12 protein-coding genes and 1 tRNA gene are annotated in these 11,554 nt (G+C 70.4%); 12 read left to right on the plus strand and 1 reads right to left on the minus strand.

The window, feature by feature from the left end; all coding sequences use genetic code 11:
- Position 1: 1 nt before the first annotated feature.
- The 12 genes from ftsW to pyk all read left to right on the plus strand — a co-directional run bounded on the left by ftsW (position 2) and on the right by pyk (position 11,134).
- On the plus strand, positions 2-1,237 hold the full coding sequence (ftsW, locus tag ACFQPD_RS01305; protein ID WP_385897588.1) for a putative lipid II flippase FtsW: 1,236 nt from the start codon (positions 2-4) through the stop codon (positions 1,235-1,237).
- Positions 1,238-2,335 (plus strand): undecaprenyldiphospho-muramoylpentapeptide beta-N-acetylglucosaminyltransferase, encoded by a 1,098-nt coding sequence (gene murG / locus ACFQPD_RS01310; RefSeq protein ID WP_385897591.1) that lies wholly within the window; start codon positions 1,238-1,240, stop codon positions 2,333-2,335.
- Positions 2,332-3,780, plus strand: a complete 1,449-nt coding sequence (gene murC, locus ACFQPD_RS01315) for a UDP-N-acetylmuramate--L-alanine ligase (protein ID WP_385897626.1) — start codon at positions 2,332-2,334, stop codon at positions 3,778-3,780. The genes murG and murC overlap by 4 nt, the downstream gene beginning before the upstream one ends.
- On the plus strand, positions 3,777-4,502 hold the full coding sequence (locus ACFQPD_RS01320) for a cell division protein FtsQ/DivIB (protein WP_385897594.1): 726 nt from the start codon (positions 3,777-3,779) through the stop codon (positions 4,500-4,502). The genes murC and ACFQPD_RS01320 overlap by 4 nt, the downstream gene beginning before the upstream one ends.
- 99 nt (positions 4,503-4,601) lie before the next feature.
- Positions 4,602-5,762 (plus strand): cell division protein FtsZ, encoded by a 1,161-nt coding sequence (gene ftsZ / locus ACFQPD_RS01325; protein ID WP_385897596.1) that lies wholly within the window; start codon positions 4,602-4,604, stop codon positions 5,760-5,762.
- A gap of 79 nt (positions 5,763-5,841) precedes the next feature.
- Positions 5,842-6,318 carry a cell division protein SepF gene (locus tag ACFQPD_RS01330; protein ID WP_385897598.1) on the plus strand — a complete coding sequence of 159 codons (477 nt, stop codon included), beginning with the start codon at positions 5,842-5,844 and terminating at the stop codon, positions 6,316-6,318.
- A 4-nt stretch (positions 6,319-6,322) separates the two neighbouring features.
- Positions 6,323-6,607, plus strand: a complete 285-nt coding sequence (locus tag ACFQPD_RS01335; RefSeq protein WP_385897600.1) for a YggT family protein — start codon at positions 6,323-6,325, stop codon at positions 6,605-6,607.
- A gap of 120 nt (positions 6,608-6,727) precedes the next feature.
- The gene (locus tag ACFQPD_RS01340) at positions 6,728-7,672 is read left to right on the plus strand and encodes a DivIVA domain-containing protein (RefSeq protein ID WP_385897603.1); all 945 of its coding nucleotides are present in this window, start codon (positions 6,728-6,730) and stop codon (positions 7,670-7,672) included.
- 106 nt (positions 7,673-7,778) lie between these two features.
- A complete protein-coding gene (locus ACFQPD_RS01345) occupies positions 7,779-8,204 on the plus strand; it encodes a TraR/DksA C4-type zinc finger protein (protein ID WP_068752479.1) in 426 nt (141 codons plus the stop codon).
- Positions 8,205-8,248: 44 nt separating this feature from the next.
- On the plus strand, positions 8,249-8,725 hold the full coding sequence (gene lspA, locus ACFQPD_RS01350) for a signal peptidase II (RefSeq protein ID WP_385897627.1): 477 nt from the start codon (positions 8,249-8,251) through the stop codon (positions 8,723-8,725).
- Positions 8,722-9,642 carry an RluA family pseudouridine synthase gene (locus ACFQPD_RS01355; protein WP_385897606.1) on the plus strand — a complete coding sequence of 307 codons (921 nt, stop codon included), beginning with the start codon at positions 8,722-8,724 and terminating at the stop codon, positions 9,640-9,642. The genes lspA and ACFQPD_RS01355 overlap by 4 nt, the downstream gene beginning before the upstream one ends.
- Before the next feature lie 64 nt (positions 9,643-9,706).
- Positions 9,707-11,134 (plus strand): pyruvate kinase, encoded by a 1,428-nt coding sequence (gene pyk, locus ACFQPD_RS01360; protein ID WP_068752482.1) that lies wholly within the window; start codon positions 9,707-9,709, stop codon positions 11,132-11,134.
- 54 nt (positions 11,135-11,188) lie between these two features.
- Here pyk and ACFQPD_RS01365 read toward each other — a convergent pair.
- Positions 11,189-11,271, minus strand: a tRNA-Leu gene (locus tag ACFQPD_RS01365).
- Positions 11,272-11,554 lie beyond the last annotated feature (283 nt).

Below are 11,554 nucleotides of genomic sequence, written 5' to 3' on the forward strand. Positions count from 1 at the left end.
GATGGCGTCCGACGCAGCGTCCCCGGCGCGCCCGATCAGCTTGTGGTCCCAGGTCCGCGCCCTCGCGGCCTCCCCGATGGCGCCGTTCTACTTCATCGTCGCCAGTGTCGCGGCCCTGGTCGGCGTGGGCAGCCTCATGGTGCTGTCCGCGTCGTCGGTCATCGCGCAGGCCGAGGAGGGGGACCCGTACTACTACACGATCCGGCAGCTGCAGTTCCTGGGCATCGGACTGCTCAGCGCGTTCGTGCTCATGCGCATCAAGCCTGACGTCCTGCGGCGCATGGGCTGGTTGGTGTGGGCGCTGGCCGTCACTCTGCTCATCGCCGTCCTGACTCCGCTGGGCGTCGTCATCAACGGCAACCGCAACTGGCTCGTCATCGGCGGCTTCCAGTTCCAGCCGTCCGAGTTCGCGAAGCTGGCGCTCATCGTGTGGTGCGGCGCCCTGTTCCACATCAAGCGTTCCCGGCTCCATGAGCCGATCCAGATCGCGATCCCCTTCGTGCCCCTCGGCGGGCTCATCCTGGCGCTCGTGCTGGCCGGCAAGGACCTCGGCACCGGCCTCATCATCGGCCTCATCATGGTGCTGGTGCTGTTCTTCGTCGGCACGTCGATGCGCATCCTCGCACCCCTGGGCGCCGCGGCGCTCGGGCTGGTCATCCTGCTGGTGTACGGCTCCGGCAACCGCATGAGCCGCATCCAGATCTTCCTGGACCCGTCGTCGAACAGCGACCTGTCGTCCCAGCCGATGGCCGCCCTGTACGCCTTGGCCTCCGGCGGGTGGTGGGGGCTGGGGCTCGGGGCCTCCAAGCAGAAGTGGGGCGGCCTCAAGACCGGCGCCCACACCGACTACATCTTCGCGGTCATCGGCGAGGAGCTCGGCCTCTTCGGGGTGCTGCTCATCATCGCGCTGTTCGCCCTGCTCGGCTGGGCGGGGCTGGAGACGGCCATGCGCGCCGACACGATGTTCAACCGGGTCGTCGCGGCCGGCATCACCGGGTGGTTCCTCGTCCAGGCCGTCATCAACATCTTCGTGGTCCTGCACCTGCTGCCGGTCCTCGGCGTCCCGCTGCCGTTCGTCTCCTACGGCGGCTCCGCGCTGCTGGCGACCCTCATGGCCGCCGGCGTCCTGCTCGCCATCGCCCGCGACACGCCCGAGGCGCGCGCGCACCTCGCCGCCCGACGACGAACCGGCCGCCCACGCATGACCAGCGTCATGGCAGCCACCAAGGAGGACTGAATGGTCAGCATCGTCATGGCCGGCGGGGGCACCGCCGGCCACACGTCGCCGCTCATCGCCACCGCGAAGGCCATCCAGGAGCGCCGGCCCGGCGCCGGCATCGTCTGCATCGGCACCGCCAAGGGCCTCGAGACCCGAGTCATCCCGGAGGCCGGCCTGCCGCTGAGGCTCATCGAGCCGGTGCCGCTGCCGCGGACGATCAACCTCGACCTGATCAAGTTGCCATACACGCTGACGCGCTCCGTGCGGCAGGCGTCGCGGATTCTCCGCGAGGCGCGGGCCGACGTGCTGGTCGGCTTCGGCGGGTACGTGTCCATCCCCGCCTACCTGGCGGCGCGGCTGCGCGGGGTGCCGGTGGTCGTGCACGAGGCCAACAAGCTGCCGGGCATCGCCAACCGGATCGGGGCGCGGTTCGCGGCCTTCGTCGGCACCACCTTCGGTGAGACGACCATGCCCGGCGCCCGGCTGGTCGGCATGCCGATGCGGCGCTCCATCACGCACCCGAGCGTCGAGGCGGCCGAGGCCCGCGCGTCGTTCGGGCTCGACCCGGACCGCCCGACCCTGCTGGTCAGCGGCGGCTCCCAGGGGGCCCGCAGCATCAACCTCGCCGTCGAGGCCGCCCGCGACGACATCCTCGCCGCCGGCATCCAGATCCTCCACGTGCTGGGTCCGAAGAACTTCACCCACGCGCACGTCGCGCACCGTGGCCCCTCCGGCGCCGAGTACCGCCCCGTCGAGTTCGTGACCGACATGGCGGTGGCGTACGCCGCGGCCGACCTCATGGTGGGCCGCGCGGGCGCCGGCACCGTGATGGAGACCGCCGTCAGCGGCGTGCCCGTCATCTTCGTGCCCCTGCCGTACGGCAACGGCGAGCAGGCCCGCAACGCCGCCGAGCTGGTGGCCGCGGGGGCCGGGTTCCTTGTCGACGACGCCGATCTGACCCCCGCTAGACTGTCGACGCTGGTGCTGGACACGTTCGGGGATCCCGAGCGGCTCGCCACCATGTCTGCCACGTGCCGGGGCATCTACCCGTCCGACGCCGCCGAGACTCTCGCCGACGCCGTCCTCGCCGTGGCCGAGACCCGAAAGGTGAACTGATGCTCCTCAACCCGATCGAGGTTGTGCCCGCCGAGCAGGTCGGCCCCGTCCACTTCATCGCCGCCGGCGGCTCCGGCATGAGCGGCGTCGCGCGGCTGTACGCCGCCCTCGGGATCAAGACGTCCGGCTCGGACCGCTCGGACTCCACCGCCCTGCGCAACCTCGAGCGCGACGGCGTCACCACCTACGTCGGCCACGACGCGTCGCAGCTCGGCGACGCCCGCACCGTCGTCATCTCGTCGGCCATCCGCGCCGACAACGTCGAACTGGTCGAGGCCCGGCGCCGCGGGCTGCGGATCTGGCACCGCTCGGCCGCGCTCGCCGCCCTCATGCAGGGCAAGCGCGGCGTGTCGATCGCCGGCACGCACGGCAAGAGCACCACCACCGCCATGACCGCCGTCATGCTGAGCGAGGCCGGCCGCGACCCGAGCTATGTCATCGGCGCCCCACTGTCGACGACGGGCACGAGCTCCGCCGTCGGGGCGGGGGAGGCGTTCATCGTCGAGGCCGACGAGTCGGACGCGTCGTTCCTGCAGTACCCCACCGAGATCGCCGTCATCACCAACGTGGAGGCCGACCACCTCATCAACTGGGGCACGCCCGAGGCGTATGCCGACGGATTCCGCGCCTTCGCCACCCGGCCACTGGTGCGCCACGTCGTCATCAACGTCGACGACGCCGGCTCCCGGCAGCTGGCCGACGAGCTGGTCGGCGAGGCCAAGCACATCATCCGCTACGGCGAGGCCGAGGACGCGGATGTGCGCATCACCGACGTGGAGGCGCACGGCAACGGCGTGGCCGCGACCATCACCTACGGCGAGGACTCGGGCCGCATCGTGCTGCAGGTGCCCGGCAACCACAACCTCGCCAACGCCTCCGCCGCCTACGCCGTCGGCCGCGTCCTGGGGCTCTCGCACCAGGAGGCGGTGGAGGCCCTCGGCCGCTTCGAGGGGACCCTGCGCCGGTTCCAGCTGATCACCGACACCGCCGGCATCCGCGTCTACGACGACTACGCGCACCATCCCACCGAGATCCGCGCCGCGCTCACCGCGGCCCGCCGCGCCACTGCCGCCGGCAACGAGGCCACCGGGCTGCACGGCCGGCTCATCGCCTGCTTCCAGCCGCACCTCTACAGCCGCACCGTCGACTTCTCCGACGAGTTCGGTCAGGTGATGACGCTGGCCGACATCGCGGTGATCAACGATGTCGACGGCGCCCGCGAGGACCCCGTGCCCGGCGTCACCGGTCAGCTGGTCGTCGACGCCGCCATCCGCCACGGCGCGGCCGAGGTGCACTACGTGCCCGAGAAGTACGACCTGCCGGCCGCGCTCAACGAGATCGCCCGCCCCGGCGACCTCGTCATCACGCTGGGCTGCGGCGACGTGACCATCGTGGGCCCGCTGCTGGCCGATCTGCTGAAGCAGCGCCCCGACGCCGCGTCGTGACCGAACCGCTCCCGCCCGGCGCCTTCGCGAAGGCGCTGCAGTCGAAGCGCGCCTCGGAGCGCCGCCGCCGCTGGATCCTGCGCGGATCGCTGGCGGGCGTGGCGCTGCTCACCGCGCTCGGCGTGTGGCTCGCGTACTTCTCCCCGGCCTTCGAGACCCGCGAGGTTGTCGTCGAGGGCACGGCCCTGCTGACGTCCGAGCAGGTGACGGCGGCGGCCGCCGTCGAGACCGGGGTGCCGATGGCGCGCCTCGACGCCGACGCCGTGGCCCAGCGCGTTGCCGACCTGCCGGCCGTCCGCAAGGCCACCGTCGAGCGTGAGCTTCCCGGAACGGTGCGCATCGTCGTGGAGGAGCGGACGGTCGCGTTCCAGCGCAAGCGGGAGGGCCAGTGGCAGTGGGTGGACGCCGACGGCGTCGTGTTCCGCTCCGTCGCCGACCCCGAGCCCGGCGTGCTGCAGGTCACGACGTCGAGCGACGACGCCCGCCTGCTGCGCGACGTCGCGACGGTGGCCCGGCACCTGCCCGAGGAGCTGCGGCCGGAGACTGTGCGCATGACGGCCGAGGCCGTGGACCGGATCACGGTCAGCCTGGAGGGCGACCGGACGATCGTGTGGGGGAGCGCGGAGGAGTCGGCTCTGAAGTCGGAGGTCGTGTCCGCGCTGATGTCGGTGGAGGCCGAGGTCTACGACGTCTCCGCCCCCCGCCACCCGACGACGGAGTGATGCACCTCAGGTAACCCTGAAGTAGCACTTGAGGTGATTCCGGATCGATTCGGACGCGCCGTTGGACGGTGGCCGCGGCGCTCCCATAACCTTCGGACCATGGCAAGCGCATCTCAGAACTACCTCGCGGTGATCAAGGTCGTCGGTGTCGGCGGCGGCGGCGTCAACGCCGTCAACCGCATGATCGAGGCGGGGCTCCGCGGCGTCGAGTTCATCGCCGTCAACACTGATGCGCAGGCCCTGCTCATGAGCGACGCGGACGTCAAGCTCGATATCGGCCGCGAACTCACCCGCGGCCTCGGCGCCGGCGCCGACCCGTCGAAGGGCCGTCAGGCCGCCGAGGACCACGCCGACGAGATCGAGGAGGCGCTCAAGGGCGCCGACATGGTGTTCGTCACCGCGGGCGAGGGCGGCGGCACCGGCACCGGTGGCGCGCCCATCGTCGCGAAGATCGCCCGTTCGCTCGGCGCGCTGACCATCGGCGTCGTGACGCGCCCGTTCTCGTTCGAGGGGCGCCGCCGCTCCACGCAGGCCGAGACCGGCATCGAGCAGCTGCGGGAAGAGGTCGACACCCTCATCGTCATCCCCAACGACAAGCTGCTGCAGATGACCGACCACCAGGTCGCCATCCTCGACGCGTTCAAGCAGGCCGACCAGGTCCTCATGCAGGGCGTGTCCGGCATCACGGACCTCATCACCACCCCCGGCCTCATCAACCTCGACTTCGCCGACGTGAAGTCGATCATGAGCCAGGCCGGCTCCGCCCTCATGGGCATCGGCTCGGCCCGCGGCGAGGACCGCGCCCGCGCCGCCGCGGAGATGGCCATTTCGTCGCCGCTGCTCGAGGCGAGCATCGACGGCGCCCACGGCGTCCTGCTCTCGATCGCCGGCGGCTCTGACCTCGGCCTGTTCGAGGTGTCCGCCGCCGCGCAGCTGATCGAGGAGGCCGCGCACGACGAGGCCAACATCATCTTCGGCACCGTCATCGACGACGCCCTGGGCGACGAGGTGCGCGTCACCGTCATCGCGGCGGGGTTCGACGGCGGCCAGCCGCAGCGCCGTCAGGCCAGGCCTGCCGAGCAGCGCCCCGCGCAGCCGTCGCGGCCCACCGCCCAGCCCACGTTCGCCCCGTCGCACCCCGCGGCCCCGCAGGCGGCGGCGATGCCCGGCCAGCGCTCGGCGTCGCAGCAGCCGGTGCAGCACAGCGCGCCGGTGGTCGACGACGACGATGATCTGGACGTCCCCGACTTCATGAAGTGATCGTCGCCACACGGTGCGTCGCCGCGCTCGCGCGGCGCGCGGGGCGCTAGCCTCGACTCAGCACTATCAAGGAGGCAACGTGGGCGTTCGGAAGCTTGCTGCGTGGATGGGTCTCGTCGAGGACGGTCGCTACCGCGATGATGAGCACCAGGACGTCGACGACCTCACCGACGACTTCGAGGTGTATGAGGAGCGCGAGGAGATGAACCCGGTGGCCCCCCTGCCGACCCGTCGGCCGACGCCCGTCACGCCCCTGCCGCAGAAGGAGGTGGCGGACCTCAGCCGGATCATCAGCGTGCGGCCGCGCTCCTACAACGAGGCCCGGGTCATCGGGGAGAACTTCCGCGACGGCATCCCGGTGATCATGAACCTGTCGGACATGGAGGACGGGGAGGACAAGCGGCTCGTGGACTTCGCTGCGGGCCTCATCTTCGGCCTCAAGGGCAACATCGAGCGCGTTTCCAGCAAGGTGTTCCTCCTGTGCCCGCAGAACCTCGTCGTGGGGCCGGAGGACAAGGAACGCATCGCGTCCGGCGGCTTCTTCAACCAGAGCTGAGCCCGTGGTCGCGACTCTGCTCTGGTGGCTGATCGGGCTGTACATCTGGGTGCTGCTCGGCCGAGTCATCCTCTCCTGGATCCCGATGTTCGCCCCCGGGTGGACGCCGCGCGGCGTCGTGCTGGTGGTCGTGGAGTTCATCTACACCGTGACCGACCCGCCGGTGAAGGCGCTGCAGAAGGTCATCAAGCCCATCCGGATCGGCGGGGCCTATCTCGACCTCAGCGTCCTGGTGCTGTTCATCGTGCTGCAGATCGTGCAGTCGATGGTGTGGCTGATCCCGTTCTGACGGCCCGGAACCCGGAGTTTCAAGTCGCGCTGTAGCTGTTGGCCGCAGCGCGAGGCGCTACGCTAGCCTGAAACCGGCCGGCCGCAAGACCGGCGGAACTCGACGATTATTGGAGCAACTATGAGCCTGACCCTGGATGAGGTTCGCCAGGTCCGCTTCCGGATGTCGCGCCGTGGCGAGACCGGCTATCAGGTCGGTGACGTCGACACCTTCATCGACAAGGTGGAGCTGACGTTCGACGAGTTCGAGAAGGAGCGCGAGCGCATGCGCCGCGAGCTCGACTCGGTCCAGCAGGTCGGGGTTTCCGCGGGCGACGACGCCGGCAACGGCGAGGCGCTGCGCGCCAAGGACGACGAGATCGCCTCCCTCAAGGCCGAGGTAGAGCGGCTCAACTCCGCACTCAGCCAGGGCGGCGACGCCAACGCCGCGCTCGCCGCGTCCGAGCAGCGCGTGCGTGAGCTCACCGCCGAGAACGAGCAGCTCCGCTCGCAGCTCGAGGACGTCCGCAGCGAGTACGACCGCGTCCGCACCGAGCGCGTCACCTCCGGCGGCGGCACCCAGCACCTCACCGTCAGCGCCAGCGAGGACGCCGCTCCGGCCGTCACCCGGCTGCTCCAGATGGCGACGGACCAGGCCACGACGCTCGTCAACGAGGCCCAGGCCGAGGCGGAGCGCAAGCTCGCCGAGGCCGAGCAGCGCGCCAACGAGATCAAGACCGACGCCCGTACCAAGGCGGAGCGCATCGAGTCCGAGGCGCGCGTCAACGCCGAGCAGATGACCAGCGAGGCCTCGTCTCGCGCTGCCGCCGTCGATCAGCAGGCGGCGGACCGCCGCCGCGAGCTGTTCGCCGACCTCGAGCGCGAGCAGGCCGAACTGACCGGCAAGGTGGACCACCTCCGCGCGTTCGAGTCCAGCTTCCGGGACAACATGTCCAGCGTCCTGCGGCGCTTCATGGACACCCTCGAGTCGTCGCACGCCGAGCCCCAGGAAGTGCCCGAGCTGGCGCAGCGTCGGGAGTCCGACACCCCCCGGCTGGATGCCCTCGCCGGCGGGGATCACCAGTAGTCACAGCATCCATCAACTGGCCGGCACCCGCTGTGGTGTCGGCCAGTTGACATGCTCGGGCGGTGGTGTACCCTTCCCGAACACCCCTGCACAGGAGAAGCGAGAAATGTCAACGTCGAAGCAGTCGTCCGCTCCCCAACCGGTCCTGCCGGTCCTCGACGGCGAGGAGCCCTGGACGGACGAAGAGGTCGCGGAACAGCGCGCCGAGCTCCAGGATGAACTGGAGCGGCTCGAGCGTCGCATCGCGGCCACGGAGGCGGAGCTGGACGCCCTGCTGCGCGGCGGCACCGACGGCGCGGGCCGTGACCCGGCTGACGTCGGCAGCATCAACTTCGAGCGGGACCAGGAACTGTCCCTGGCGCAGAACGTCCGGGAGATGGCCGAGCAGCTGAGGCTCGCCATCCACCTGTTCGACAACGGGGAGTACGGGTTCTGCGAGATCTGCGGCAACCCGATCGGCAAGGGCCGCCTCCAGGTGTTCCCGCGCGCCACGCTCTGCGTCACCTGCAAGCAGCGCGAGGAACGGCGCTGACCGCCCGCACCCGGGGGGTTCGGCGGATCGCGCTCGGGATCGGGCTGCTCGGCCTCGGCGTGGACCAGCTGGTCAAGCTGGCGAGCGTCGCCTACCTGCGGCCCGGGCGCACCGTCGAACTCGTCGGGCAGCTGCTGCAGCTCACCCTCATTCGCAATCCCGGCGCCGCCTTCGGCATGGGCTCGGGGGCGACGATCGTGTTCTCGGCGTTCGCGGTGATCGCCACGGTGGCCTGTCTCGCGGTGGCGCTGCCCCGGATCACGCAGGTGTGGCACGCGGTGGCCCTCGGGCTGCTGCTCGCGGGCATCACCGGCAACCTGGTGGACCGCATCACGCAGCCGCCGTCGCCGTTCCGCGGCCACGTCATCGACATGTTCCAGCTGCAGTACTTCGGGGCGATCTTCAACGTGGCCGACGTCTGCATCACGGCCGCGGCCGCGATGATCATCGTCGGTGGCTTCGTCTCCGACCGGCGCGCGGCCGTAGCCGCGAAGGAGCCGGTCGCCGAGGACGCCCCGTGAGCGTGTTCCTTGTCCCCGACGGCCTCGCCGGGGACCGCGTCGACGCCACGGCCGCGCGCGTGTCCGGGTACAGCCGGTCCCGCATCGAGAGCCTCATCGAGGCCGGCGGGCTCCTGCTCGGCGGCGTCGTCGTCGCCAAGGGGTCGCAGCGGGTCGCCGGGGGAGAGTTGCTCGAGATCGTCGACGACGCGGCCCCCGCCGGGGTGCGGGTGAGTCCGCGGCTGGCCGACGGCCTGCGCATCGTCCACGAGGACGCGCACCTGGTGGTGGTCGACAAACCCGTGGGGGTCGCGGCGCACCCCAGCCTCGGCTGGGAGGGGCCGTCAGTCGTCGAACACCTGGCGGCGGCCGGTGTCGCGGTGTCGACGTCGGGGGCCGCCGAGCGGCAGGGCGTGGTGCAGCGGCTCGACGTCGGCACGAGCGGCCTCATGGTGGTGGCGAAGTCGGAGATCGCCTACAGCGTGCTCAAGCAGGCGTTCCGCGACCGGACGGTCGAGAAGGTGTACCACGCGCTGGTGCAGGGACACCCGGATCCGTTCGCCGGCACGATCGAGGCGCCTATCGCCAGGCATCCGGGGTCGGACTGGAAGATGGCGATCGTCGAGGGGGGCCGCCACTCGGTGACCCACTACGAGACGCTCGAGGCGCACCGCGCGGCCACGCTGCTGGAGGTGCACCTCGAGACGGGTCGCACGCACCAGATCCGCGTGCACATGGCGGCGATCGGGCACCCGTGCGTCGGGGACCCGCTGTACGGGGCGGACCCGGTGCTGGCGCAGCGGCTCGGGCTGGTGCGGCAGTGGCTGCACGCCGTCCGGCTCGGCTTCACGCATCCGACGACGGGGGAATACGTCACCTTCGACTCGCTGTATCCCGACGATCTGGCCCACGCGCTCGAGCTGGTGCGCGCCGGCTGACCCCGGCCGGCCCTACGGGCGCCCCCCGCTGCGCCGGTGGGGCCGTTCAGGTAGGGTTTGCTCCGTGCGTAGAGCTAAGATCGTCTGTACCCTCGGCCCATCGGCCGAGACCGTTGACCGCCTCATCGAGCTGCTGAACGCGGGCATGAACGTCGCCCGCCTCAATATGAGCCATGGCGACTACGAGGAGCACGGCAACCGCCTGCGGAACGTCCGCGCTGCCTCCGAAGCCACCGGCAAGACCGTCGGCGTGTTCGCCGACCTCCAGGGCCCCAAGATCCGCCTGGGCCGATTCGAGAACGACCAGAAGGTCTTCCTCGAGAACGGCGCCCGGTTCACCATCACCACCGATGACATCCTCGGCACGCCCGAGCGGTGCTCGACCACCTACAAGGGTCTCCCGGGTGACGTCAACGTCGGTGACCAGATCCTCATCGACGACGGCAAGGTCGGCCTCAAGGCCGTCGAGGTGACCGACACCGACGTCGTGTGCGAGGTCACCGTCGCCGGTCCCGTGTCGAACAACAAGGGCATCAACCTGCCCGGCGTCGCCGTGTCCGTCCCGGCCCTGAGCGACAAGGACGAGCGCGACCTGCGCTGGGCTCTGCACCAGGACGTCGACATGGTCGCCCTCTCGTTCGTCCGCTCGGGCGACGACATCAAGCGCGTCCACGAGATCATGGACGAGGAGGGGCGCCACGTCCCCGTCATCGCCAAGCTCGAGAAGCCGCAGGCGATCGCCAACCTGCAGGACATCATCGACGCGTTCGACGCGTTCATGGTCGCCCGCGGTGACCTGGGCGTCGAGCTCCCGCTCGAGGAGGTGCCGCTGGTTCAGAAGCGCATCATCCGCGCCGCCCGTAAGTGGGCCAAGCCGGTCATCGTCGCCACGCAGATGCTCGAGTCGATGATCTCGAACCCGCGCCCGACGCGCGCCGAGGCCTCCGACGTCGCCAACGCCATCCTCGACGGCGCCGACGCGGTCATGCTGTCCGGCGAGACGTCGGTCGGCGACTACCCGGTCGAGACGGTGTCGACCATGGCGCGCATCGTCGAGAAGACCGAGCGCGAGGGCCACGCCGAGATCCACATCATCGACTGGGACCCGCACACCACCGGCGGCATCCTGGCCAAGGCCGCGGCCGAGGTCGCCGAGCGCATCGGCGCCCGCTACCTGGTCGCGTTCACGAAGTCGGGCGACACCGGCCGGCGTCTGTCGCGTCTGCGGTCCCCGATCCCGATGCTGGTGTTCTCGCCCGAGAAGGCCACGCGTCAGACCATGACCCTGTCGTGGGGTGTCGACACCCAGATCACGCCTGAGTTCACGGACCAGGAAGAGGTCGTCGAGGCCGTCGACCGGCACCTGCGTGACCGCGGCATGATCGAGGTCGGCGAGCGCATCGTCATCGTGTCGGGCTCGCCCATGGGCATCCCGGGCAAGACGAACAACCTGCGCGTCCACAAGGTCAAGGAGCTCGGCGAGACCAACTGAGTCTGCCGGCTGAAGCCGAGAAGGGGAGCCCTGCGGGGCTCCCCTTCGTCGTTGTGCCCGGGAGGGGAGTCGAACCCCTAAGGCCTTTCGGCCAGACGGGTTTGAGCCGTCCGCGTATACCATTCCGCCACCCGGGCCGAATGCGTCACACATTGTGCCACACCATGGATCCGGGCGCTGACTGGGCGAGTTGACTCATCAGAAACCTCCGCTTGTGCGGGGTCGTTGCCTCGGGTAGAAACCTCCGGTTAGGTGTGTCGTTGCCTCGGGTGAGGACCTCCGCGTGAGCACCATCACGGATGGAGCTGACGATGGGCCAACGCAAGGCCGTCACGAAGATGAAGGCCCTGGCCTACCGGGGCGCCGACCGGGCGGGCAAGACCCGGATCTTGGACGAGCTGGTCGATCTGACCGGGTGGC

Source organism: Tessaracoccus sp. O5.2, assembly GCF_964266725.1.
Lineage (GTDB): Bacteria > Actinomycetota > Actinomycetes > Propionibacteriales > Propionibacteriaceae > Arachnia > Arachnia lapidicapta.